Here is a 24,585-nt window from a genome sequence, read left to right as displayed (position 1 = left end):
TGAAGAGTGATCACGGTGAACCGCCCCGACTACTATGTGGCAACTGTGACGATCCGACCGCAGTTAGTCGACTAATTGCGGCGGGCGCCCCCAAGGGCCAACACCGCCCAACCTCGCGTAACTGCTTTGCGAAGTCAAGCCCAGTGGAATAGGAAAACGGGACGTCCCACTCCACCAAGGCCCAACCCGGCGCAATCAGCCGACTAATCGCGCCACCCGGCGCTAACCCTCACGAAGCGCCCCATCGACCAGCCTCACCCGACGATCCACCTTGATCTCCCCCAAAAACCGCTCATCGTGGCTGACGACCACGAAAGCCCCCTGATAAGCACCCAGCGCGCTCTCCAGTTGCCCGACGCTGACCAGGTCGAGATTGTTCGTCGGCTCGTCCAGCAGGAGCAACTGAGGCGCGGGCTCGGCGAACAGGACGCAGGCCAAAGTGGCCCGAAGTCGTTCGCCGCCGGACAGCACGCCGACGGGAAGCTGGCTGCGCGCGCCGCGGAACAGGAAGCGGGCGAGCAGCGTCATCCGTTGCGATTCGGGGAGGCCGGGGGCGAAGGACGCGAAGTTCTCGGCGATGGTCCGGTCCAGGTCCAGGAGGTCGAGTCGCTGCGAGAGGTACGCGATCCGGCCCTCGGGCCGTTTGATCATCCCGGCGGAAGGTTCGAGGTCGCCGTTGAGTACCCGGAGGAGGGTCGACTTCCCGCTGCCGTTGCCGCCGGTCAGCGCGATCCGCTCGGGGCCGCGGATGGTCAGGTCGACACCGTCGCCCGCGAAGACGTTCCGGTCGCCGTAGCGTACTTGGATGCCTTCGCCGTGGAACATCGTGCGGCCCGCGGGGACGTTGGTGCCCGGCAGGATCAGCGCGATCTTCTGGTCGTCGCGAAGCGAGCGTTCGGCCTCGTCGAGGCGGTTCTTCGCGTCGCTGACCCGCGCGGCGTGCGTCTCGTTGGCCTTGCCTGCGGATTCCTGGGCGTTGCGTTTCATGGTGCCGGCGAAGATCTTCGGCAGACCGGCGTTGCCGAGGTTGCGGGCGGCGTTGCCCGCTCGCCGCGCGGCTCGTTCGCGCGCCTGTTGCATCTCCCGCTTTTCGCGTTTGACCTCTTGTTCGGCACTGCGGACGTTGCGTTCGGCGACCTCTTGTTCGGCCTTGACCGCGGCTTCGTACTGGGTGAAGTTCCCGCCGTGGTAGCGGAGGTCGCCGCGGTCGAGTTCGGCGATCCGGTCCATGCGGTCGAGCAGTTCCCGGTCGTGGCTCACCAGCAACAGGCAGCCGGACCAGTCTTCCAGCACGCCGTAGAGCTTGCGGCGCGCGTCGAGGTCGAGGTTGTTGGTCGGTTCGTCCAGCAGCAGGATGTCGGGCCGTTTCAGCAGCTGCGCGGCCAGGCCGAGTGAGATGATCTGACCGCCGCTCAACGTGCGCAGGCTCCGGTCCAGCGTGATGCCGTCGAGGCCGAGCCGGTCGAGCTGGGCACGGGTGCGTTCCTCGATGTCCCAGTCGTTGCCGATGGTGGTGAAGTGCTCCTCGCTCGCGTCACCCGATTCGATGGCGGACAGCGCCGCGAGCTGCGGGGCGATGCCCAGCACCTCGGCCACGGTCAGCTCGGCGGTGAGCGGCAGCGACTGCGGCAGGTAGCCGAGCACCCCTTGGGCGGACACGGTCCCGCTGAGGGGCTTCAGCTCGCCGGCGATCAGCTTGAGGAGTGTGCTCTTGCCCGCCCCGTTGGGCGCGACGAGACCGGTGCGGCCACCGGGCACGGTGAAGGACAGGTCGTCGAAGACCGGGGTGTCGTCCGGCCAGGCGAAGGACAGCGCGGACACGACGACGAAGGCGTCTGACATGGAGAAAGACCTCGCGAAGGAAGCGGGCGCCTCAAGGCTGCACCGCGGTGGACGTGGCGTTGAGGGAACGACGAAATGGCCACGTCGGCGCTACCGCCGGTGGCCTGGCAACTCCGGCTCACCCGGAGATGTCGTCTTCACCCGCCACGTCTGGTCTCCTCTGCGTTGATCAGGTCCGGCTCCACGATAACAAATCCGGTCGGAGCCCGCCCGGGCTCCGACCGGACGCGATCAGCTCAGGCCGTTGAGGCTGATCGCCCTGGAGTACCAGAGCGCGCTCTGCTTCGGCGTCCGTTGCTGCGTCTCGTAGTCGACGTGCACGAGCCCGAAGCGCTTGGCGTACCCCTCGGCCCACTCGAAGTTGTCGAGCAGCGACCAATAGAAGTACCCGCGCAGGTCGACGCCCGCCTCGATCGCCTCGTAGGCGGCACGTAGATGCGAGTCGAGGAAGGCGATCCGGTCGGTGTCCGCGACGTCCCCGGCGATCAGGGCGTCCGGATAGGACGCGCCGTTTTCGGTGATGTACAACGGGATCGGCCGGTAGTCACGGTGGACCTGCAGCAGGCATTCGGTCAGCCGCGACGGCTGGACCTCCCAGCCGGAGTCGGTGAGCGGCGCCGCCTCGTCGGGGACGAAGTGGACGTCGGGCACGCCGAGCCAGTCGGGGCCAGCCGGCTCGCTGCCGGGCCGAGGGGTCCCCGCGACCTGGTAACCGCGGTAGTAGTTGACGCCCATCCAGTCGATGGGGGCGGAGATGGTCTCGAGATCACCTTCTTGGATGAGCGCTTCGATGCCGAGGTGGGCGAGATCGGCCACCATGTCCTCGGGGTAGGCGCCGTTCAGCACCGGATCGAGGAAGAGCCGGTTCTGCAGGCCGTCGATCCGGCGCGCGGCCTCGACGTCCACAGTGGACGACGGGTCGGCGGCGGAGACGGGGTACAGGTTCAGCGTGATCCCCGAGGCCGCCGAAGGGGCGTGCCGTCGCAGGACGTCCATCGCGAGCCCGTGTCCCAGCAGGAGATGGTGGGTGGCGGCGACCGCGGCTTCGGGTTCCTGACGGCCGGGCGCGTGGATGCCGCCCGCGTAGCCGAGCATCGCCGCGCACCACGGCTCGTTCAGGGTCGACCAGTTCTGCACCCGGTCGCCGATCCGCGCCACGATCGTTTCGGCGTACTCGGCGAACCGGAACGCGGTCTCGCGCGAGGTCCAGCCGCCCTTGTCTTCCAGCGCCTGGGGGAGATCCCAATGATAGAGCGTCGCCCAGGGCTGGACCCCGGCTTCGAGGAGCCTGTCGACGAGCCGGTCGTAGAAGGCGAGCCCCTTCGGGTTCGGCGCGCCGCCGTCGGGCCGGATCCGCGGCCACGACATGGAGAACCGGTACGCGCCGAGCCCGAGCTGCCGCATGAGGTCGACGTCTTCGGCGTAGCGCCGGTAGTGATCGGCCCCCGGTTCGCCGGTGTCGCCACCGACGACGGCGCCGGGGCGGCGAGCGAAGACGTCCCAGATCGAGTCGGTCCGGCCGTCGGCGGCGGTGGCGCCTTCGACCTGGAAGGCCGCGGTGGCGGCGCCCCACACGAATCCGGGCGGGAACGGCAGCGCGGTCTTCTCCCGGACACTGTCGGGATGAGTGGACATGGTCACCCTTTCACGGCACCTTGCATGATCCCGGCCACGATCTGGCGGCCGAGGAGGAGGAAGACGATGAGGATCGGGATGGTGGCCAGGGTGGTCCCGGCCAGCACCAGCGAGTAGTCGACGTAATAGCCGCTCTGCAGCTTCTCCAGTGCCAGCTGGACGGTGGGATTGCCGGCGTCCAGCACGACGAGTGGCCAGAGGAAGTCGTTCCACGACGTCATGAACGTGAACATCGCCAGGATCGCCGCCGCCGGGCGGACGGCGGGAAGGCAGACGTTCCAGAAGATGCGGATCATGCTGCAGCCGTCGACCCTGGCCGCCTCGATCAGTTCGTACGGTACGGCGTCCACTGTGTACTGACGCATCCAGAACACGCCGAACGCGGTCACCAGGTTGGGCACGATCACCGACTGCAGCCCGCCCGCCCAGCCGAACTCGGACATCGCCATGAACAACGGGATGATGCCGAGCTGGGTCGGGACGGCGAGCGTGACCACGATGAACACGAAGAACCCGTTCCGGCCGCGGAACCGCAGTTTGGCGAACGCGAACCCGGCGAGCGAGGAGAACAGCACCGTGGTCAGCGTGACCGTGCCGGACACGATCAGGCTGTTCGCGAGCGCCTTCCAGAACGGCACCGTGTCGAACACCCGCGCCGCGTTGGCGAAGAAGTTGCCGCCGGGCAGGAACGGCGGGACCCGTTCGGTGAGCATCCCGCTGTCCCGGCTGGCCACCAGGAACGACCAATAGAACGGGAACAGCGAACCCAGCACGAAGATCGCGAGCACGATGTAGGTCGCCCGGCGCGGTTTGCCCAGTGCCGAAACCCCCCGCTTCAGCCCGCCGTTTTTGAGTCTATTGTGGATGGTGGTCGTCACTTCTTCACCGCCGGGGTCCGGGCGAGCCTGCCGGTGAGGAAGAAGTTCACCAGCGCGATCAGCACGATGATCAGGAACAGGACCCACGCGATCGCCGAGGCGTAGCCGAGTTCGTAGTTCTCGAAAGCCGTTTGGTACAGGTACAGCGTCACGGTCTGGAACTGGTTGGACGAGCCGCCGTTGTTCGACCCCGGCATGGCGTCGAACAGCTTGGGCTCGGTGAAGATCTGCAGCCCGCCGATCGTCGAGGTGATCGTGACGAAGATCAGCGTCGGCTTCAGCAGCGGGAGGGTGATGCTGAAGAACCGGCGTGCCGCGCCCGCGCCGTCGATCAGGGCGGCTTCGTGCAGTTCCTTCGGGATGGCCTGCATGGCCGCCAGCACGATGAGCGCGTTGTACCCGGTCCAGCGCCAGTTCACCATGATCGCGATCGCGACATGGCTGCTGAACCGGCCGGCCTGCCAGTCGACCGGATCGAGGCCGATGGTCTGCAGCAGGCCGTTGACCAGGCCGTACTTCGGCCCGAACAGGTTCGCGAAGATGATCCCCAGCGCCACCAGGCTGGCGGCGTAGGGGAGCAGGATGCCGACCCGCCAGCCGGTCGCCCCGCGCAGCCTGGCGCTGAGCAGCGCCGCCAGGAGCACCGCGATGATCAGCTGGGGAACGCTGGAGAGCAGGAAGATGCTGACGGTGTTCTCGAGCGCGTTCCAGAACTGCGTGTCGGCGAACAACTGCTTGAAGTTGTCCAGCCCGATGAAGTCCGGGGCGTCGTCGCCCGCCTCCCAGCTGAACAGCGACACATACGCCGTGTAGAGCAACGGGAACAGCCCGACGACCCCGAACACGATGAAGAACGGGGCGATGTAGAGGTACGGCGAAACCTTGACGTCCCACCGGCTCAGGCGATGCCGGAGGGTGGGCCGGGGTGACGTGCGCACCCCGGCCTTACTCCCTTCCGGCGCGATCTTGTCGACGACGGTCATCGGTCAGCGCGTGATCTTCTTCGCGGCCTCGAGCAGTTGCGCCCAGCCCTCGTCCGCCGACTTGCCCTGTTCGACGGCCGCGAGCGCCGGGGTCGAAGCGTTCTCCTGGATCTGGCCGTCACCCGGGCCCTTGTACTGCGGCTTGGCGACCTTCTTGGCCTGCTCGGCGAACAACTGGCCGACCTTGGCGTCGCCGAAGTACGGTTCGGTCTTGCTCAACAGCGCCGGGTCCTCCAGCGCCTTGACCTGGCTGGGGAAGGTGCCCTTGGCCTGGAACGCCTTGATCTGCTGCTCCGGCGCGGTCAGCCAGGCGGCGAGTTCGGCTGCCTCCTTCGGGTGCTTCGACTGCGTCGGGACGGTCAGGTACGAACCGCCCCAGTTCCCGCCGCCACCGGGGAACGCCGCGGTGACCGCCCACTTGCCGGCGTTCTCGGGTCCCGCGTGCTCCTTGATCACACCGAGCATCCACGCGGGACACACCTTCGTGGCGAAGGCACCCTGCTTGAAGCCGGAGTTCCACTCGTTGCTGAACGCGGTGAGCTTGGCCGACTGTCCTTTCTTGACGGCCGCGGTGACCTTGTTCCAGGCGTCCTTGATGCCCTGGTTGGTCTCCAGCGCGAGCTTGTCATCGTTGCCGATGTAGCCGGTGGGGAGCTGGTTGACCATGGCGTTGAAGTTCTGCGCGGCCGCGTCGAACCACGGCTTGCCACCGGTCTTGGCGACGTACTGGTCACCCGCGGCGAAGTAGCTGTCCCAAGTCGCGAACAGCGGCTTGACCGCTTCGGGATCGGTCGGCAGGCCCGCCGCCTGGAGCATGTCCTTGCGGTAGCACATCGCCAGCGGCCCGATGTCGGTGCCGTAGCCGATGATCTTGCCGTCCTTGGTCTTCGCCGCGTCGTACTTCCAGCCGAGCCAGCGGTCGGGGGAGGCCTCCGCCGGGCCGATCTTGGGCAGGTCGTTGAACTTCGAGCCCTTGTCGAGGACGTTCGACAGGTGTCCCTCCTCGACCGCGGTGACGTCGGCGAGACCGGAACCCGCGGCCAGCTTGGTGATCAGCTCCTGGTGGTACGGCCCGCCCTGGCCGACCTTGCGGTGGGTGATCTTGATGTTCGGGTGCAGCCGTTCGTACTCGGGAAGAAGCTCCTCGTAGCCGAATTCGGTGAACGTCGCCAGCGTCAGCTCGACCTTCGCGTTCGGGTCGGACGCGGCGGGGGTCCCGCCGTCGTCACCGCCGCACGCGCTCACGCCGAATGCCGTCATCGTGATACCCAGTGCCAGCACCAGGCCGTTCCGGATGGTTCTCACGTGTCTCTAACCCCTTGCCGATGGATGGGAACGCCGTCGCGGTATGACCAGAAAATGGGAGCGCTCCCAGGATGCGCCGAGTCTGTCGCCACCGCATAGTCATGTCAAGAGCTTGTAATAAGAGCGTTTCCATCACGGGAGCGCTCTCAGCGCCAAGGCCCGCGGACACTAAGCTGTCGGTGTACGGATGATGCTGAAGGGTGAAGGTGACGCGGGTGGGGCCTCGACCAGGGGAAGACGAGCGGCCGACGTTGGAAGACGTCGCCGCGTCCGCCGGGGTCAGCCGGTCGACGGCTTCCCGCGCGCTCAACGACGACGGTTACGTCAGCGCGCGGTCGCGGGAGAAGGTGCAGGCCGCGGCCCGCGAACTCGGCTACTCCCCGAACCAGGCGGCCCGGTCGCTGGTCACCAGGCGGACCGGGGCGGTCGCGGTCGTGCTGTCGGAACCGGAGGCGCGGCTGCTCGACGACCCGTACCGCACCGCGGTCATGCGGGCGGGGTACCGCGAACTGGCCGACATCGGCTGCCAGATGGTCTTGATCTTCAGTGACACGCGCGAGGACCTCGACCGTACGGTGCGGTTCCTCGACGGCGGGCACGTCGACGGCGTGCTGGTGTTCGCGCCGCACCGGACCGACCCGCTGCCCAAGGCGTTGCGGCAGCTGAGGATCCCGGTGGTGTACGGCGGGCAGGCGGCGGGGCTCAAACGCGGCGTCCACGTCGTCGACTTCGACAACGAGGGCGGCGCGAAGCTGGCTGTCGCGCATCTGGTCGAGACAGGCCATCGCCACATCGCCACGATCGCCGGCCCGCAGGACCAGAGCGCGGCGATCGACCGGCTCTCGGGCTGGCGCAAGACCCTGCTCGACGCCGGACTCGACCCAGCGGACCTGGTCGAAGAGGCCGACTTCACGCTCACCGGCGGCGCGAAGGCGATGTCGAACCTGCTCGAACGCCGTCCCGATCTCGACGCCGTCTTCGTGGCCAGCGACATGATGGCCGTGGGCGCGCTCCGGACCCTGCACGCGGCCGGACGGCGGATCCCCTCGGACGTCGCCGTCGTCAGCTTCGACGACAACGCGACGCTCGCGCCCGAGATGGAACCGCCCCTGACCTCGGTGCACCAAGACCCGCGCGAGCAGGTCCACGCGATGGTCGAGACGCTGCTGGCGGTGATGGACGACAGGGACCTCAAGCCCCGCCAGCGGATCTTGCCGGTCTCCCTCACCCATCGCGCTTCGAGCTGACCCCGGTTCACCTCGCCGGGATCGGCCGGGGCGCGACCCCTTCGAGGGTCGGCTTGACCGGAGCGATCCGGCCGTCACGGGTGAAGGACAACTTGTCGATGGCGGTTTCGCGGTGCATCCCGTCGCCGCCGGGGATGGCGAAGCGGTGATAGGCGATGTACCACTCGTCCGTTCCCGGCACCCGCAGCATCGAACTGTGCCCGGTGCCCTTGATCCCCAGTGAGGTGTCCTTGCTCAGGATCAGGCCGCGGTTCGTGAACGGCCCGGTCGGGCTGGGCGCCGTGGCGTAGGCGACGCGGTAGTCCTCGCTGCGGGTGTCGTCGACGGACCAGGTCAGGTAGTAAGTACCGTTCCGCTCGACCATGAAGAGGCCCTCGCGGAAGTCGTCGAGTCCGGTGATCCGCTGGACGGCTGCCGGGTCGAAGGAGACCATGTCGTCGTTCAGCCCTACGACGTACGCCTCGCCGTTGCCCCAGTACAGGTACGGCTTTCCCGAGCGGTCGACGAAGACCGCCGGGTCGATCGCCTGGCCGCCTCCCGGGTTCTTCGCGATGAGCGGTTTGCCGGTGTCGACGAAGGGCCCGGTCGGTGAATCACCGACGGCGACGCCGATCTTGGCTTCCGCGCAGAAGTAGAAGTAGTACTTGCCGCCTCCCTCGGCGATCGTCGGCGCCCAGGCGTTCTTGTCGGCCCAGCTCACGCCGGGCCCGAGATCGAGGGCGACCCCGTGGTTCGTCCAGTCGACGAGGTTCTTCGACGACCACGCCGAGAACGTCGTGCCGCTCCAGCCGTCGAAGCCGTCGGTGGTGGGGTAGAGGTAGTAGGTGTCGCCGAACGCGACGATGTTCGGATCCGCGTTCAGGCCCGGTAGCGCGGGACTGCGCATTTCGCGGGCTTCGACGGTCCAGGCCCGGGTCTGCCCGCCGGCCGCGACGACCGTGTAGCGCTTCGGGCGGCTGAGATCGACAGCGCGGCCGTCACCCGGGTTGATCTTCGCGCCCGGGGCCAGGGTGAACCGCGGGCTGAGCCGGCGCGTATCCGTGCCGGGTCGCACCGGCAGCACGACCGTGCCGGCGCCCGCGTCGATGACCGCAGGGACCTTCAGCGCGTCGAGTGCGACCGAGCGGATCAGCGTGCTGTTCGAGGGCAGTCCCGCGACCTCGGCGCCGGAGAGGGCCCGGTTGTAGAGGCGGACGTCCTTCATCCGGCCCTTGAACTTCTTGTCCGCCGAGTAGACGGAACGGCCGAGGTAGTTCGCCGCGGTGACCCCGCCGCCGAGGTCGGACGGTTTGATGGTGACCTTGTCGTTGCGTGCCACCTCGACGCCGTCGGAATACAGCACGGCTCTGCCACCGCCGACGGTGAGCGTGACGTTCTTCCACACTCCGCGGGGCAGGCCGCCCGTCGCCGCCGCGGCTTGCTCGGTGGTCCAGTTCCCGGTCGCGATCGCGCCCCGGAAGCCGTCGCCACCGGTACCGCCGGTGGCGAAGAGGTAACCGTCCCCGGCGCCGGACGGGCCGGTGTTGCCGAAACCGTAGAGGAAGTAGGGCGTCTGCTGGCCCGGATCGACGAGGACGTCGGCGGACACGGTGGCCGAAGCCGCGCCGTTCAGCAGGTTGTTCGGGAGCTGCACGTGACCGGTGGTGCCGCCGAACTCCAGCGCGCCGTCGGTCCACTTCACGTCACCCGCGAGCGCGCCGTCGTAGCCGTGGCCGGTGCTGTCGGCCGCGGTCGTGCCCGACTTCCCGTTGAGCGGCCACTGCGCCACGAGACCGTTCCGGTCGGCCTTCGCGGGAGCGGGCGGCGCGGTCAGCCTGTCGAGTTCGGCCTGCGTGACCGGGAGAACGGTGCCGTGCCGGGGCGACGCGGGCAGCTTCGCCCCGGTCGACATCGTCCACTTGCCCGACGCGAGATCGGTGGTCTCGAACGGGACGTAGCCGCGGCCGCCGTACTCGTCGATGAACAGGTACCACTTGTTCTCGGTGTTGGACTTGAAGCCGGTCGGTCCCTCGCCGCGGTCCAGGCCGGGATTCCCCTTGCCGATGCAGTCGGCGACGAAGTCGTAGGAGGGGTCGAGCAGATCGGTCGACTTCTCGGCGGTGATGTACTTGCTGCACGGCGAGGACGACGTCGGGTTGCGTTCGTCCTTGGTGAACCGGTAGTACGTGCCCTTGTCCTCGATGACCGTCGAGTCGATCACTGAGTATCCCGGGTCGATCCACACCTTCGGCTGGCTGAAGGTCACGAAGTCGCGTGTCGTGGCGTAAAGCATCCGGTTGTAGCTGTCCCCGGTATGCGCGGGATCGTTGTCCGCGTAGAGCTTCGAGGCCCAGTAGACGACGTAGCTGCCGCGCTTGGCGTCCCAGAACGCCTCGGGCGCCCACGTGTTCCCGGCGGTCGGCGGGGAGACCTGGACGCTCCGCTGACGGGACCAGGTGACCAGGTCGGTGGACTCCCACACCATGATCGAGCGGCTGCCGGTGCGCTGCGCGGCGTCCCAGCCGCGGCCGTCGTGGATCTTGAGGTCGGTGGCGAGCAGGTAGAACTTGTCGCCGTCGGGGGAGCGGAGGATGAACGGGTCGCGGACGCCCAGCTCGCCGAGGCTCGACCTGAGCACCGGCTTGCCGTTGTTGAGTTCGGTCCAGTTCAGCGGGTCGTTGCCCTTGCTGGCCGCCGTGTAGATCTGCTCGCCGTCCGGAGTCCCTTCCCCGGTGAAGTAGAAGAAGCTGTAGCCCTTGAGCGGTTGTGGCGCCGGTTTCGGGGGCACTGTCGCGGTGAACCGCCGGGTCGCGGTGTCCCGTCCGCTGGCGACGGTGGCGGTGAGCGTGACCGTCTTGGTCGCCGCGTCCGGCCTGGCGACCTCGCCGGTCGGGGTGATCACCGCGGGATCCGAGGACTGCCAACGGATCGTGGTGCCGCCCTGGCCGGTGCCGGGCAGGGTCAGGTTGCCTCGGACGTCGTCGATGCCGGGAACCGAAAGTGTGGTCGCCACCTCCCGGGCCTTGGCCTGGTCAGGAGTGCCGCCGGACGGCGCCGCGGTGGCCGGGGCCAGGCCGGCGCTCGCGAGCAGTACTGCCACCGTCGCGAAAAGGGCGCCGGAACGGCGTGGACGCGAGGAGATCATCGTGGAGGGCTCCCTCGGGCTTCCTTGACCGATGAAACTGTTAGCGTTAACAGTTCGCTGTGCATGCTGACCGTAGAACGGTGGCCCCTTTCGGTCAAGAGACCTTCTGCTGGTTCCAAGTTCGCTTCCTTATCTGATACGGACCGGAGAACGGTTCGGTTCAAAGATATTTCTCTTTTCTTTTTCTGGTCTTTTCCCTGGACAGCGCCGCGTCGGAAAGGTCACGATATGTGCAGGCGGAGCGGCCATCGCCGATTTTTCGCCGCATTCATTTCCTTTACTCGACAATGGAGATACCTATGTCTCGAAGAGCAGGTGCCCATCGCGTTTCCCGCCGGACGAAGATCGCCACCGGTGCGCTGGGGCTGGCCATCGCGGCCGGCGCGCTGGTCGTGTCGACGGCCGCGGGCAACTCCGACAGTGCCGGCGCGGCCCAGGCGGGGAGCCGGATCGTGTGCCCGGACGTCGCGAGCAGGCTGCCCGCGATCCCGGCGCGCGCGAAGGCCGAGGTCGATCGGAATCTGGCACAGCTGGGCACGCAGATCACCGAAGCCGAACAGCGCTTGGCGTCGTCGGTGGGGCAGGGTGGTCCGAACTTCGTCCAGAACGCGATCCTCGGCCCGCTGGCGGACAAGCGGACGGCGGCGATCGAACGGATCGCCATTTCGATCGGCCGTGCGGCGGCGAAACCGCAGGGTTTGGCGGATCTCGCCCCCTGTTCGCTGGGAACGAGCGGGGCCCCGAGCGTCGCGCCGAGTTCCGCCCCGAGTGCCGCGCCGTCGTCGAGCGCGGGTGGCGTCACTGGTGCTCGCCGGATCGTGTGTCCTGACGTCGCGAGCAGGCTGCCCGAGATCCCCGCGCGGGCACAGGCCGAAGTCGACCGGAATCTGGCACAGTTGAGGACGCAGATCGCCGAAGCCGAGCAGCGGCTGGTGTCGTCAGCCGGGCAGGGAGGGCCGAACTTCGTCCAGAACGCGATCCTCGGCCCGCTGGCGGACAAGCGGACCGCGGCGATCGAACGAATCGCGATCTCGATCGGCCGTGCGGCGGCGAAACCGCAGGGTCTCGGCGCACTGGCGCCCTGTTCGGCCAGGTGATCACCAGGCCGCCGGCGCGAACCGGAGCCGCCGAGTCCGGCTCCGCCGCGCGTTCGAACCGGCGGCCCGGTCCGTGACCCGACTGTGACGGCAAGTCCTCTTGACCCTGTCCGTGTTATCGCTAACACTTGCGGCACTCGTCACCCGGCGAGGAGCTGCGAGGGGAGACAGGCGATGGCACGCGACACCGTCGGCGAGCAGAGCAAGGTGCCCGCGGGCAAGCAGGCGAGCCTCACCGACGTCGCCGCGCTCGCCGGTGTCTCCCATATGACGGTGTCCCGCGTCATCAACGGCACCGGCCCGGTGCGCGCCGAGACCCGCGTCCGGGTCAACGCCGCCATCGAGCAGCTGGACTACCGGCCGAACTCGGTCGCCCGCGCCCTGGTCACCGGCCGTTCCGGCACGCTCGGCGTGATCGCGCTGGAGGCCAACCTCTACGGCCCGGCCAGCACGCTGAGCGGAATCGAGCACGCCGCCCGCGAAGCCGGCTACGCGACGAACATAACGAGCATCAGCCGCCCCGGCCGCTCCTCGATCACCGACGCGGTGGAGCGCCTGCGGCGCCAGGCCGTCGAAGGCATCGTCGTGATCGCCCCGCACGTCACCGCGGGCCGCGCCCTCGAAGCGGCGCCCCGGGACGTGCCGCTCGTCGCGGTCGGCGGCGGGGAAGAGGCGCCGGTACCGGTGATCTCGGTCGACCAGTACGACGGCGCCCGCCGGGCGACCGAACATCTCCTCGGCCTCGGGCACAAGACCGTCTGGCATGTCGCCGGACCGGAAGACTGGCTGGAGGCGCTCGACCGCGAGCGTGGCTGGCGGGAAACCCTGCAACGGCACGACGTGCGGATCCCGCCGGTCGTGCGGGGTGACTGGAGCGCGCGGTCCGGGTACGCGGCGGGGCGATCCCTCGTCGGCGAAAAGGGACTCGACGCGGTGTTCGTGGCGAATGACCAGATGGCCCTCGGCTTTCTCCGCGCCTGCACCGAAGCAGGGGTGAATGTGCCGGGGGAGGTGCGCATCGTCGGATTCGACGACGTTCCCGAGGCGGCCTATTACACGCCGCCGCTGACGACGGTGCGCCAGGACTTCGTCGAAGTCGGAAGGCGGACGTTCGAGCTTCTCCGGCGCCGTATGAACGGTGGCGAGGAACGCGCCCGTGACCTGGTGTCTCCCGAATTGATCGTGCGGGAGAGTACCGGCATCTCGTAGTGCCGGAGCCGGGTGCCCGCCTTGGTGCTCGGCCCAAATGTTAACGCTAACTCAGATGATCAGTGCGGATCTAGGAGTCGATGTGGCAAGAAAACCGTGGACGGCGATCGTGGCCGGAGTGGCCGGTCTGCTCGTGCTCACCGCTTGTGGCGGTGGCGGCGGGACGGGTGACGGCGGCGGCGCCATCACCCTGGGGTTCGCCCAGGTGGGCGCGGAAAGCGGCTGGCGGACCGCGAACACCAAGTCGATCCAGGACTCCGCGAAGGCGGCCGGGATCGAGCTGAAGTTCTCCGACGCGCAGCAGAAGCAGGAGAACCAGATCACCGCGATCCGGTCCTACATCCAGCAGAAGGTGAAGGTCATCGCCTTCTCGCCGGTCGTCGAATCGGGCTGGGACACCGTGCTCAAGGAGGCGAAGACGGCGAACATCCCGGTGATCCTCACCGACCGGGCCGTCGACTCCCAGGACAAGACGCTGTACAAGACCTTCCTCGGTTCGGACTTCGTGGCCGAGGGCAAGAAGGCGGGGCAGTGGCTGACCAAGGAGTTCGGTTCGGCCCCCGGTGACGTGAACATCGTCGAACTGCAGGGCACCACCGGCTCCGCGCCGGCGAACGACCGCAAGAAGGGCTTCGCCGACGTCATCTCCGCCGAGCCGAAGTTCAAGGTCGTCGCCTCGCAGACCGGTGAGTTCACCCGGGCGAAGGGCAAGGAGGTCATGGAGGCATTCCTGAAGTCCCAGCCCAAGATCGACGTGCTGTACGCGCACAACGACGACATGGCCCTCGGCGCCATCGAAGCGATCGAAGCGGCGGGCAAGGTGCCCGGCAAGGACATCAAGATCGTCTCGGTCGACGGCGTCCGCGACGCGTTGCAGGCACTGGCGGACGGCAAGATCAACCACGTCGTCGAATGCAACCCGCTGCTCGGCCCGCAGCTGATGGACCTGGTCAAGAAGGTCGCCGCCGGTGAGCAGGTGCCGCCGCGCATCGAAACCGCCGAGACCGAGTTCGACCAGGCGGCCGCCAAGGCCGCGCTGCCGCAGCGTCAGTACTGATCTCCCGCCCGCGTCCCCCCGAAACAAGGTCAGCGATGACAGAACCCCCTGAGCTTCTGCGGATGAGCCACATCCGGAAGGAATTCCCCGGTGTGGTCGCCCTCGACGACGTCTCCTTCCGGATGTTCCCCGGCGAGGTGCACGCCTTGATGGGCGAGAACGGTGCCGGGAAGTCCACCTTGATCAAGGTGCTCACCGGCGTCTACGGGGTGGACGCGGGCGCGATCGAACTCGCCGGGGAACCGGTCGCGTTCAGCGGCCCCGGTGAGGCACAACGGTCCGGTGTCAGCACCGTGTACCAGGAAGTGAATCTCTGCCCGAACCTGTCGGTGGCGGAGAACATCTGCCTCGGCAAGGAGCCGCGCCGCCGCGGCCGCGTCGACTGGCGCGAGATGCGCCGCCGGGCGGTCGCGCTGCTGGCCAGGCTGGACGTCGAAGTGGACGTGTCGGCCGAACTGGGCAGCTGTTCGATCGCGGTGCAGCAGCTGGTCGCGATCGCCAGGGCGCTCGATGTCGACGCCCGCGTCCTGATCCTCGACGAGCCGACGTCCAGTTTGGACGCCGGTGAGGTCGAGCGGCTGCTGAACGTGGTGCGCTCGCTGCGGGATCAAGGGATGGCGATCCTGTTCGTCTCCCATTTCATCGAGCAGGTCTTCGCCGTCGCGGACCGGATGACGGTGCTGCGCAACGGGAAGCTCATCGGTGAGTACCGCACCGAGGAGATCAGCCCGGTCGACCTGGTCACCAGGATGATCGGCAAGGAACTCGCCGCGCTCGAGGACATCGAGGACGCGGGCCACAGCCGGTCCGAGGTGGCGGGTGCCCCGGTGTTCCTCGAAGCGGACGGCGTCGGCCGCAAGGGCGGGGTCGCGCCGTTCTCGCTGGACATCCGTGAGGGCGAGGTCATCGGCCTGGCGGGTCTGCTCGGCTCCGGCCGGACCGAACTGGCCCGGCTGCTGTTCGGCGCCGATCACGCCGACAGCGGTTCGGTGCGGATCAACGGCGAACCGGTGTCGCTGAAGACCCCGCGTACAGGCCTCGACCGGCGCATCGCGTTCTGTTCGGAGAACCGCAAGACCGAAGGCCTCGTCGAGGAACTCACCGTGCGCGAGAACATCGTGCTCGCGTTGCAGGCCTCGCGGGGCTGGGCCCGGCCGATCTCGCGGCGGCGCCAGGACGAGATCGCCGAACGCTACATCCAGGCGCTCGACATCCGGCCGGCGAACCCCGAGGCGAAGGTCGGGGATCTCAGCGGCGGGAACCAGCAGAAGGTGCTGCTCGCGCGCTGGCTCATCACCGAACCGCGGCTGCTGATCCTCGACGAGCCCACCCGCGGCATCGACATCGGTGCCAAGACGGAGATCCAGCGGCTCGTCACCCGGCTTTCGGACGACGGGATGGCCGTGGTGTTCATCTCCGCCGAACTGGAGGAGGTCCTCCGGCTGAGCCACCGGGTCGTCGTCCTGCGCGACCGGTCGGTGGTCGCGGTGCTGGACAACGACTCGCTGACCGCGGACCAGGTCATGGCGACCATGGCGGAAGGAGTCGCCCGATGAAGAAACTGACCGGGTACCGGTTGTTCTGGCCCGTGGTCGCGCTGCTGGCGTTGCTGCTCGGCGACCTCATCGCCCAGCCGTCCTTCTTCGCCCTCGAACTGCGCGACGGGCACCTCTACGGGAACCTGATCGACATCCTCAAGAACGGGGCGCCGCTGATCCTCATCGCGATCGGCATGACCCTGGTGGTGGCGACGCGGGGGATCGACCTCTCCGTCGGCGCCGTCGTCGCGATCAGCGGCGCGCTCGCGTGCCTGCACATCAGCGGCCTCGGCGACCAGAACAGTCTCGGCGGAGCGCTCGCCGCGGTCGGGATGGCGCTGGGGCTGGCCGTCGCGCTCGGCGCGTGGAACGGCTGGCTGGTGGCGGTGCTGGGCATCCAGCCGATCATCGCGACGCTGATCCTCATGGTCGCCGGGCGCGGTATCGCCCAGCTGATCACCGGTGGCCAGATCATCACGATCAACTCGCATCCCTACGAATGGATCGGCAGCGGGTTCACCTTCGGGCTGCCGAGCGCGATCCTTCTCTCGCTGGCGGTGTTCGCCATCGCCGCGGTCCTGGTCCGGCGTTCCGCACTGGGGCTGCTGGTCGAATCCGTCGGCGGCAATCCCGAGGCGGGCAGGCTCGCCGGGCTGCGGTCGGCGAGGCTGATCTGGCTCACCTACGTGTTCTGCGCGCTCTGCGCCGGGATCGCCGGGCTGATGATCAGCGCGAACGTGCACAGCGCCGACGGCAACAACGCCGGGCAGTTCATCGAACTCGACGCGATCCTCGCCATCGTCATCGGCGGCACGCAGCTGACCGGCGGCCGGTTCTCGCTCACCGGCTCGGTCATCGGCGCGCTGCTCATCCAGACGCTGACCACCACGGTCTACGCGCTGGGCATCGCGCCGCAGGCGATCATGCTGTTCAAGGCACTGGTGGTACTGGTGGTCTGCCTGGTGCAGTCGCCCGCGTTCCGGAAGAAGCTCGCCAGGCGGCGGAAACCCGCGCCGCCGTCGGCCGTCGTCCGGCCGGAGAAGGTGGAGGCAGGGGTATGACCACCGTGCTCGACCGCGTCAAGGGGTACCGTCCGCGCCAGCGGCATCTCCCGATCCTGGCGACGATGGCGATGCTCATCGGCGCGTACATCTACGGCGCCTCCAGCTACACGGCGTTCGGTTCCGGCCAGGTCATCCTCGACCTGTTCATCAACAACGCCTTCCTGCTGGTGGTCGCCGTCGGGATGACGTTCGTGATCCTCACCGGCGGCATCGATCTTTCCGTCGGCTCGGTGGTCGCACTGTCCACTGTGGTCTCCGCCGACCTGCTGCAGAACCGGGGCTGGCCGGTGTTCGCGGTGATCCCGGCGGTCCTGCTGATCGGCGCGGCGCTGGGCTTCGGGATGGGCGTGCTGGTCCACGTCTTCGAGATCCAGCCGTTCATCGCGACCCTGATCGGGATGTTCTTCGCCAGGGGGCTCTGCTACACGATCAGCACCCAGGCGTACTCGATCGACAACGCGACCGTCGCGGAACTCGCACAGACGCAGATCCCGCTGGGCCCCGAACTGCACATCTCGATCGGCGTGGTCGTCGCGCTCGTGGTGGTCGCCGTCGCGGCGTATGTCCTTTACGGAACGCGGTTCGGCCGGACGGTGTACGCGATCGGCGGCAACCCGAAGTCCGCGCTGCTGATGGGCTTGAACGTGGGCCGCACGCGGATCGCGGTCTACACGCTCAGCGGGTTCTGCTCGGCGCTCGGTGGCCTGCTCCTGGTGCTGTACAAGTCCTCCGGCGACCCGCTCAACGGGGTCGGGCTGGAGTTGACCGCGATCGCGGCGGTCGTCATCGGCGGCACGCTGCTCACCGGCGGCTCCGGTTACGTCCTCGGCACGGTGCTCGGGATCATGGTGCTGGGCATCATCCAGACGCTGATCACCTTCGACGGCACGCTCAACTCCTGGTGGACCTCGATCATCACGGGAGCGCTGCTGTTCGCCTTCATCGTCCTGCAACGGCTCGCCGGCAGGCGGGCCACTTAAAACTGCCGCCACCACACCGGTGGCGGCGTCCGACCACGAATGTGAACGCTAACATCGCGGGAGAAGAAGTGAGTACAGGGGAACCGCTGGTCGTCGGCGTCGACTTCGGGACGCTGTCCGGCCGGGCCGTCGTGGTCCGGGTCCGTGACGGCGCGGAACTGGGCAGCGCGGTTTCGGAGTACCGCCACGGCGTGATCGACCGGATCCTGCCGGAGACCGGACAGGGCCTGCCGCCGGACTGGGCGCTGCAGGTGCCGTCGGACTACGTCGACGTCCTCCGCATCGCCGTACCGGAGGCGATCCGGGCCGCCGGCGCGGATCCCGCCGGCGTCATCGGCATCGGGACCGATTTCACCGCTTGCACCATGGTGCCGACCACCGCCGACGGCACCCCGTTGTGCGAACTGCCCGAGTTCGCCGGGGAACCGCACGCCTACGTGAAGCTGTGGCGCCACCATTCCGCGCAGCCGCAGGCCGACCGGATCAACGCACTGGCGCGGGAACGCGGTGAGTCATGGCTGCCGCGGTACGGCGGGTTGATCTCCTCGGAGTGGGAGTTCGCCAAGGCGCTGGAGGTCTTCGAAGAGGCCCCCGGGGTGTACTCGCGGATGCGGCACTGGGTCGAAGCCGCGGACTGGATCGTCTGGCAGCTCACCGGAACCTACGTCCGCAACGCCTGCACCGCGGGCTACAAGGGCATCCTGCAGGACGGCCGGTATCCGGGCGTCGGGTTCCTCGAAGCACTTGCCCCCGGCTTCGGGTCCTTTGTGGACGACAAGCTCATGCATCCGCTGGGCGCGCTCGGTGCCAAGGCCGGGAGCCTGAGCGCGCAGGCCGCGGAGTGGACCGGACTGCCCGAGGGGATCGCGGTCGCCGTCGGGAACGTCGACGCGCATGTCACCGCACCCGCGGTCCAGGCCGTCGCACCCGGCCAAATGGTCGCGATCATGGGAACCTCCACCTGTCACGTGATGAACGGCGCCGAACTGCGCGAGGTGCCGGGGATGTGCGGCGTCGTCGACGGCGGGATCGTGGCCGGGCAGTGGGGCTACGAGGCCGGGCAGAGCGGTGTCGGCGACATCTTCGGCTGGTTCGTCGAACACGGTGTCCCGGCGTCCTATGTGTACGACGCCCAGGAAGCGGGCATCTCCGTCCACGAACTGCTCACCCGGCTCGCCGCGGCGCAGGAGATCGGCGAGCACGGTCTCGTCGCACTGGACTGGCACAGCGGGAACCGTTCGGTACTGGTCGATCACGAACTCTCCGGTGTAGTCGTCGGCCAGACGCTGGCGACCCGCGCCGAGGACATCTACCGGGCGCTGCTGGAGGCCACCGCGTTCGGCACCAGGACGATCGTCGAGACCTTCGAGCGCGCCGGCGTCCCGGTCACCGAACTGATCGTCGCCGGTGGCCTGGTCAAGAACGAGCTGCTGATGCAGATCTACGCCGACGTCACGAACCTGCCGCTCTCGGTGGCGGGATCCACGCAGAGTCCCGCGCTGGGGTCGGCGATCCACGCCGCCGTCGCCGCGGGCGCGCATCCGGACGTCCCCGCCGCCGCGGCGGAGATGGGTTCGGTCCGCCGCGCGGTCTACCGGCCGATCGCCGAGAACGTCAAGGCGTACGACGACCTTTACGCCGAATACGCCGCGCTGCACGACTACTTCGGCCGCGGCGCCAACGACGTCATGCACCGTCTCGCCGCCCGCCGTCGCGCGGCCGCCTCCGTCCGGAAAGGACAGCACCGATGAGCCTGGCCGCCGACATCACGGACACGTTCGAGGAACTGCGGGACACCGTCGCCCGGCTGCACAGCGAGCTGACCAGGTACGAGCTGGTCATCTGGACGGCGGGCAACGTGTCGGCCAGGGTCCCCGGCCACGACCTGATGGTGATCAAGCCGTCCGGAGTCTCCTACGACGAGCTGAGCGCCGACACGATGGTCGTCACCGATCTCCACGGCGAGGTCGTGCGGGGTGATCTCGCACCTTCTTCGGACACCGCCGCGCACGCCTACGTCTACCGGCACATGCCGGAGGTCGGCGGTGTCGTCCACACGCATTCGACCTACGCCACCGCCTGGGCGGCCCGCGGCGAGCCGATCCCGTGCGTGCTCACGATGATCGCCGACGAATTCGGCGGGGAGATCCCGGTCGGGCCGTTCGCACTGATCGGGGACGACTCGATCGGCCGGGGGATCGTCGAGACGCTCCGGTCCAGCCGGTCGCCCGCGGTGCTGATGCGCAACCACGGCCCGTTCACCGTCGGCCGGACCGCCAAGGACGCGGTCAAGGCCGCCGTGATGGTCGAAGACGTCGCCAGGACCGTCCACATCGCCTCCGCGCTCGGGAAACCGGAGCCACTGTCCGAAGAGGACATCGACCGGCTCTACGCGCGCTACCAGAACGTCTACGGCCAGCAGGGAGAGAAGTGAGCACACAGCGGAAGACCGAGGTCTGGTTCCTCACCGGAAGCCAGGCTCTGTACGGCGAAGACACCTTGGCGCAGGTCGCCGGCCAGTCGCTGCAGATCCAGCGGATGCTGGCCGACACCGGGCGGATCTCGGCGGAGATCGTCGCGAAGCCGGTGCTCACCGAACCGTCGGCGATCCGGCGGGTGATGCTCGAAGCGAACGCGGACGACGCCTGTGTCGGCGTGATCGCGTGGATGCACACCTTCTCGCCTGCCAAGATGTGGATCACCGGGCTGGACGCGCTGCGGAAGCCGTTGCTGCATCTGCACACCCAGCTCAACGAGGCGCTGCCGTGGCGGTCCATCGACATGGACTTCATGAACCTGAACCAGGCCGCGCACGGCGACCGCGAGTTCGGCTACATCCAGACCAGGCTCGGGGTGCCGCGCAAGACCATCGCCGGGCACGCCGCGGATCCGTCGGTCGCGAAGCGGATCGACGCGTGGGTCCGCGCGGCGATCGGGCGCCAGACCCTCGGCTCGCTCAAGCTCGCGCGGTTCGGTGACAACATGCGCGACGTCGCGGTCACCGACGGGGACAAGGTCGAGGCGGAGCTGAAGTTCGGCGTCTCCGTGAACACCTACGGCGTCAACGAACTCGTCGCCCTGGTCGACGCCGTCCCGGACGCCGACGTCGACACGCTGGTCGAGGAGTACACCGAGGCGTACGCCCTCGCGCCGGAGCTGGCGAAGGGCGGGGAGCGGCACGAATCCCTGCGCTACGCGGCCCGGATCGAACACGGCTTGCGCACCTTCCTCACCGAGGGCGGTTTCGGCGCGTTCACCACGAACTTCGAGGACCTCGGCGGGCTGCGCCAGCTGCCCGGCCTCGCCGTGCAGCGCCTCATGGCCGACGGGTACGGCTTCGGCGGCGAGGGCGACTGGAAGACGTCCGCGCTGCTGACCGCGGTGAAGGCGATGAGCCGCGATTCCGCGCTGGGAACGTCCTTCATGGAGGACTACACCTACCACTTCGGCCCCGGCGAACCGAAGATCCTCGGCGCCCACATGCTCGAAGTCTGCCCGAGCATCGCCGCCGCCCGCCCGTCGTGCGAGATCCACCCGCTCGGTATCGGCGGCCGCGAGGACCCGGTCCGGCTGGTCTTCGACGCGGCACCCGGCGACGCCGTGGTCATCGGCATGGCCGATCTCGGCGACCGGTTCCGCCTGGTGGCCAACGAGGTCGAGGTCGTCGCGCCGGACGAACCGCTGCCGAACCTGCCGGTGGCGCGCGCGGTCTGGAAGCCGGCGCCGTCGCTGGCGACGTCCGCGGAGGCCTGGATCACCGCGGGCGGACCGCACCACACGGTGCTCACGCAGGCCGTCGGCGCGGAATCGATCCGCGATCTGGCCACCATGCTCGACGTCGAGCTGCTGATGATCGACCACACGACGACGCCCGAGTCGATCGCGGACCGGATGCGCTGGAACCAGGCGTATTACCGGCTCGCACAGGGTTTCTGAGCGGTCCCCACCGGAGGAGAAGGAACAATGAAGTTCACGAAACTGGCCACGTTGGCCATGGCGATCGGCGTCGGAGCGGCGCTGACCGCCTGCGGTTCGAGTACGAAGACGGGAGAGCAGCAGCCGGCCGCGGGCAGTGGCGCGGCGGGCGGGCTCGTCGGGGTCACCATGCCGACCAAGTCGTCGGAGCGGTGGATCCACGACGGCGACAACATCAAGGCGGCGCTGGAGAAGCTGGGTTACCAGGTCGACCTCCAGTACGCGGAGGACGACATCCCGACCCAGGTCAACCAGATCGAGAACCAGATCACCAAGGGCGCGAAGCTGCTGGTGATCGCCTCGATCGACGGCACCGCGATCACCACTCAGCTGCAGGAGGCCGCGGACAAGAAGATCCCGGTCATCGCCTACGACCGGCTGATCCGCAACACCCCCAACGTCGACTACTACGCGACCTTCGACAACTTCAAGGTCGGCGTGCAGCAGGCGACGTCGTTGCTCACCGGGCTGAAGGTCCTCAAGGAGGACGGTTCCCCGGGTGAGGGCAAGGGCCCGTTCAACGTCGAGCTGTTCGCCGGTTCGCCGGACGACAACAACGCGACGTTCTTCTTCAACGGCGCCATGTCGGTGCTGAAGCCGTACCTGGACAACGGGACGCTGGTCGTCAAGAGCGGCCAGACCGCGTTCAACGTCGCGGCGATCCTGCGCTGGCAGGCCGCGACCGCGCAGCGGCGCATGGAAGACCTGCTGACCAAGACCTACAGCTCGGGCGCGAAGGTCCAGGGTGTGCTCTCGCCGTACGACGGCCTCTCCATCGGCATCCTCTCGGCGCTGAAGAGCAACGGTTACGGCACGCCGGGTCAGCCGTACCCGGTCGTCACCGGGCAGGACGCCGAGGTCGCGTCGGTGAAGTCCATCATCGCGGGCGAGCAGTACTCGACCATCTTCAAGGACACCCGCAAGCTCGCCGACACCACGGTCAAGATGGCCGACGCGGTGCTCAAGGGCGGCAAGGCCGAGACCAACAACACCACGGACTACAACAACGGCCAGAAGGTCGTCCCGGCGTTCCTGCTGGAGTCGGTGATCCTGAACAAGGGCAACTACCAGAAGGAACTCATCGACTCCGGCTATTACAAAGCGGAACAGCTGAGGTAGTGGAAGTGACCGACGAAATCCTTCGGATGCGGGGGATCACGAAATCCTTCCCCGGGGTCAAGGCGCTGCAGGATGTGAACCTGTCGGTGCGGCGGGGTGAGATCCACGCGATCTGCGGCGAGAACGGCGCGGGCAAGTCCACGCTGATGAAGGTTCTTTCGGGTGTTTACGCGCACGGTTCGTACGAGGGCGAGATCGTCTTCGACGGCGAGCCGTGCGCGTTCTCCGCGATCCGCGACAGCGAACGGCGCGGGATCGTGATCATCCATCAGGAACTCGCGCTGTGCCAGCAGTTGTCGATCGCGGAGAACATCTTCCTCGGCAACGAGAAGGCGCGCGGCGGCTTGATCGACTGGAACCGGACCAACCACGAGGCGGGCGAGCTGATGAAGCGCGTCGGCCTGCGGGAGAACCCGGTGACGCCGGTGCTGGACATCGGTGTCGGCAAGCAGCAGCTGGTCGAGATCGCCAAGGCACTGTCCAAAGAGGTCAAGCTGCTGATCCTCGACGAGCCGACCGCGGCGCTGAACGACGACGACTCGGCGCATCTGCTCGACCTGCTGCGAGGGCTGCGCGACGACGGCGTCACCTGCGTCATGATCTCGCACAAGCTCAACGAGATCGCCGCGATCGCCGACTCGATCACCATCCTGCGTGACGGGCGGACGATCGAGACACTCGACGCGGCCAGTGTGACCGAGGACCGGATCATCTCCGGGATGGTCGGCCGGAAGCTGGAGAACCGGTTCCCGCCGAGGGAACCGCGGATCGGCGACGAGGTGCTCCGGATCGAGGACTGGACCGTGCACAGCCCGACCCAGCACGGCCGGGTGGTCGTCGACGGGGCGAGCCTGACGTTGCGGCGCGGCGAGATCGTCGGGCTGGCGGGGCTGATGGGCGCCGGGCGGACCGAACTCGCGATGAGCGTGTTCGGCCGCTCGTACGGCAAGGACATCTCCGGCCGCTTGATCAAGGACGGCAAGGAGATCGAGGTGCGCACGGTCGGCGACGCCGTCGAGCACGGGATCGCCTACGCCACCGAAGACCGCAAACGCTACGGGCTCAACCTCATCGAGGACATCCAGCGCAACGTCTCGGGTGCCGCGCTGGGCAAGCTCGCGCGCCGCGGCTGGGTGGACGAGAACGAGGAACACCGGGTCGCGGAAGAGTTCCGCAAGAGCATGAACATCAAGGCGCCGAACGTGCAGAGCGTGACAGGCACGCTGTCCGGCGGCAACCAGCAGAAGGTCGTGCTGTCCAAGTGGATCCTGACCGATCCGGACGTGCTGATCCTCGACGAGCCCACGCGCGGTATCGACGTCGGCGCGAAGTACGAGATCTACACGATCATCAACCGGCTCGCCGACGAGGGCAAGGCCGTGCTGGTCATCTCCTCCGAGCTGCCGGAGCTGATCGGTCTGTGCGACCGGATCTACGCGCTTTCGGCAGGCCGGATCACCGGTGAGGTCGCCAGGGAAGAGGCGACCCAGGAGGTCCTCATGCACGCGATGACCAGGGAACAGGAGTAAGTC

Annotated in this window: 18 protein-coding genes; 12 read left to right on the top strand and 6 right to left on the bottom strand. The window is 68.0% G+C overall.

What is annotated here, in order from left to right:
- Positions 1 to 222 precede the first annotated feature (222 nt).
- The 5 genes from abc-f to SD37_RS22100 all read right to left on the bottom strand — a co-directional run bounded on the left by abc-f (position 223) and on the right by SD37_RS22100 (position 6,643).
- Positions 223 to 1,842 carry a ribosomal protection-like ABC-F family protein gene (gene abc-f / locus SD37_RS22120; RefSeq protein ID WP_044856516.1) on the bottom strand — a complete coding sequence of 540 codons (1,620 nt, stop codon included), beginning with the start codon at positions 1,840 to 1,842 and terminating at the stop codon, positions 223 to 225.
- A 231-nt stretch (positions 1,843 to 2,073) separates the two neighbouring features.
- Positions 2,074 to 3,483 carry a GH1 family beta-glucosidase gene (locus SD37_RS22115; protein WP_044856515.1) on the bottom strand — a complete coding sequence of 470 codons (1,410 nt, stop codon included), beginning with the start codon at positions 3,481 to 3,483 and terminating at the stop codon, positions 2,074 to 2,076.
- Positions 3,480 to 4,316 (bottom strand): carbohydrate ABC transporter permease, encoded by an 837-nt coding sequence (locus SD37_RS22110; RefSeq protein WP_044856532.1) that lies wholly within the window; start codon positions 4,314 to 4,316, stop codon positions 3,480 to 3,482. Before SD37_RS22110 ends, SD37_RS22115 begins: the two co-directional genes overlap by 4 nt.
- Before the next feature lie 35 nt (positions 4,317 to 4,351).
- Complete coding sequence (locus SD37_RS22105) at positions 4,352 to 5,338, bottom strand: carbohydrate ABC transporter permease (protein WP_044856514.1); 987 nt, start codon at positions 5,336 to 5,338, stop codon at positions 4,352 to 4,354.
- 3 nt (positions 5,339 to 5,341) lie between these two features.
- Complete coding sequence (locus tag SD37_RS22100; protein ID WP_044856513.1) at positions 5,342 to 6,643, bottom strand: ABC transporter substrate-binding protein; 1,302 nt, start codon at positions 6,641 to 6,643, stop codon at positions 5,342 to 5,344.
- 200 nt (positions 6,644 to 6,843) lie between these two features.
- On the opposite strand from SD37_RS22100, the gene SD37_RS22095 reads away from it, so the two are divergent.
- The gene (locus SD37_RS22095) at positions 6,844 to 7,890 is read left to right on the top strand and encodes a LacI family DNA-binding transcriptional regulator (protein ID WP_083255039.1); all 1,047 of its coding nucleotides are present in this window, start codon (positions 6,844 to 6,846) and stop codon (positions 7,888 to 7,890) included.
- A 7-nt stretch (positions 7,891 to 7,897) separates the two neighbouring features.
- Here the strand turns inward: SD37_RS22095 and SD37_RS22090 are convergent, their stop codons facing one another.
- Complete coding sequence (locus SD37_RS22090; RefSeq protein WP_044856511.1) at positions 7,898 to 11,014, bottom strand: family 43 glycosylhydrolase; 3,117 nt, start codon at positions 11,012 to 11,014, stop codon at positions 7,898 to 7,900.
- 299 nt (positions 11,015 to 11,313) lie between these two features.
- On the opposite strand from SD37_RS22090, the gene SD37_RS22085 reads away from it, so the two are divergent.
- The 11 genes from SD37_RS22085 to mmsA all read left to right on the top strand — a co-directional run bounded on the left by SD37_RS22085 (position 11,314) and on the right by mmsA (position 24,582).
- Entirely contained in the window at positions 11,314 to 12,111 is a 798-nt protein-coding gene (locus SD37_RS22085) for a hypothetical protein (RefSeq protein ID WP_044856510.1), read from the top strand.
- A 174-nt stretch (positions 12,112 to 12,285) separates the two neighbouring features.
- Positions 12,286 to 13,320 carry a LacI family DNA-binding transcriptional regulator gene (locus SD37_RS22080; RefSeq protein ID WP_037303705.1) on the top strand — a complete coding sequence of 345 codons (1,035 nt, stop codon included), beginning with the start codon at positions 12,286 to 12,288 and terminating at the stop codon, positions 13,318 to 13,320.
- 82 nt (positions 13,321 to 13,402) lie between these two features.
- Entirely contained in the window at positions 13,403 to 14,377 is a 975-nt protein-coding gene (locus tag SD37_RS22075; protein ID WP_201788842.1) for an ABC transporter substrate-binding protein, read from the top strand.
- A gap of 62 nt (positions 14,378 to 14,439) precedes the next feature.
- The gene (locus SD37_RS22070) at positions 14,440 to 15,933 is read left to right on the top strand and encodes a sugar ABC transporter ATP-binding protein (RefSeq protein WP_236725077.1); all 1,494 of its coding nucleotides are present in this window, start codon (positions 14,440 to 14,442) and stop codon (positions 15,931 to 15,933) included.
- Positions 15,930 to 16,976 (top strand): ABC transporter permease, encoded by a 1,047-nt coding sequence (locus SD37_RS22065; RefSeq protein WP_044856507.1) that lies wholly within the window; start codon positions 15,930 to 15,932, stop codon positions 16,974 to 16,976. Before SD37_RS22070 ends, SD37_RS22065 begins: the two co-directional genes overlap by 4 nt.
- Positions 16,973 to 17,959 carry a galactofuranose ABC transporter, permease protein YjfF gene (yjfF, locus tag SD37_RS22060; RefSeq protein WP_044856506.1) on the top strand — a complete coding sequence of 329 codons (987 nt, stop codon included), beginning with the start codon at positions 16,973 to 16,975 and terminating at the stop codon, positions 17,957 to 17,959. Before SD37_RS22065 ends, yjfF begins: the two co-directional genes overlap by 4 nt.
- A 68-nt stretch (positions 17,960 to 18,027) precedes the next feature.
- Positions 18,028 to 19,710, top strand: coding sequence for a ribulokinase (gene araB / locus SD37_RS22055; protein ID WP_044856505.1), 1,683 nt, complete (start codon positions 18,028 to 18,030; stop codon positions 19,708 to 19,710).
- Positions 19,707 to 20,393 carry an L-ribulose-5-phosphate 4-epimerase gene (locus SD37_RS22050; RefSeq protein ID WP_044856504.1) on the top strand — a complete coding sequence of 229 codons (687 nt, stop codon included), beginning with the start codon at positions 19,707 to 19,709 and terminating at the stop codon, positions 20,391 to 20,393. The genes araB and SD37_RS22050 overlap by 4 nt, the downstream gene beginning before the upstream one ends.
- Positions 20,390 to 21,895, top strand: a complete 1,506-nt coding sequence (gene araA / locus SD37_RS22045) for an L-arabinose isomerase (protein WP_044856503.1) — start codon at positions 20,390 to 20,392, stop codon at positions 21,893 to 21,895. Before SD37_RS22050 ends, araA begins: the two co-directional genes overlap by 4 nt.
- Positions 21,896 to 21,922: 27 nt before the next feature.
- Positions 21,923 to 23,053 carry a multiple monosaccharide ABC transporter substrate-binding protein gene (gene chvE / locus SD37_RS22040; protein WP_037303720.1) on the top strand — a complete coding sequence of 377 codons (1,131 nt, stop codon included), beginning with the start codon at positions 21,923 to 21,925 and terminating at the stop codon, positions 23,051 to 23,053.
- A 5-nt stretch (positions 23,054 to 23,058) separates the two neighbouring features.
- The gene (mmsA, locus tag SD37_RS22035) at positions 23,059 to 24,582 is read left to right on the top strand and encodes a multiple monosaccharide ABC transporter ATP-binding protein (protein ID WP_173426338.1); all 1,524 of its coding nucleotides are present in this window, start codon (positions 23,059 to 23,061) and stop codon (positions 24,580 to 24,582) included.
- Positions 24,583 to 24,585: the final 3 nt, after the last annotated feature.

This window comes from Amycolatopsis orientalis (genome assembly GCF_000943515.2).
Classification (GTDB): Bacteria; Actinomycetota; Actinomycetes; order Mycobacteriales; family Pseudonocardiaceae; genus Amycolatopsis; species Amycolatopsis orientalis.
Note: the sequence above shows the minus strand (reverse complement) of the source record. Positions and strands in the feature narration are given on the sequence as shown.

What these genes read in the sequence shown, in the direction of transcription:
- SD37_RS22090 (WP_044856511.1), bottom strand. Translation starts at nt 11,014, where the DNA reads ATGATCTCCTCGCGTCCACGCCGTTCCGGCGCCCTTTTCGCGACGGTG.
- SD37_RS22065 (WP_044856507.1), top strand. Translation starts at nt 15,930, where the DNA reads ATGAAGAAACTGACCGGGTACCGGTTGTTCTGGCCCGTGGTCGCGCTG.
- SD37_RS22085 (WP_044856510.1), top strand. Translation starts at nt 11,314, where the DNA reads ATGTCTCGAAGAGCAGGTGCCCATCGCGTTTCCCGCCGGACGAAGATC.
- chvE (WP_037303720.1), top strand. Translation starts at nt 21,923, where the DNA reads ATGAAGTTCACGAAACTGGCCACGTTGGCCATGGCGATCGGCGTCGGA.
- SD37_RS22080 (WP_037303705.1), top strand. Translation starts at nt 12,286, where the DNA reads ATGGCACGCGACACCGTCGGCGAGCAGAGCAAGGTGCCCGCGGGCAAG.
- abc-f (WP_044856516.1), bottom strand. Translation starts at nt 1,842, where the DNA reads ATGTCAGACGCCTTCGTCGTCGTGTCCGCGCTGTCCTTCGCCTGGCCG.
- SD37_RS22105 (WP_044856514.1), bottom strand. Translation starts at nt 5,338, where the DNA reads ATGACCGTCGTCGACAAGATCGCGCCGGAAGGGAGTAAGGCCGGGGTG.
- SD37_RS22050 (WP_044856504.1), top strand. Translation starts at nt 19,707, where the DNA reads ATGAGCCTGGCCGCCGACATCACGGACACGTTCGAGGAACTGCGGGAC.
- SD37_RS22070 (WP_236725077.1), top strand. Translation starts at nt 14,440, where the DNA reads ATGAGCCACATCCGGAAGGAATTCCCCGGTGTGGTCGCCCTCGACGAC.
- yjfF (WP_044856506.1), top strand. Translation starts at nt 16,973, where the DNA reads ATGACCACCGTGCTCGACCGCGTCAAGGGGTACCGTCCGCGCCAGCGG.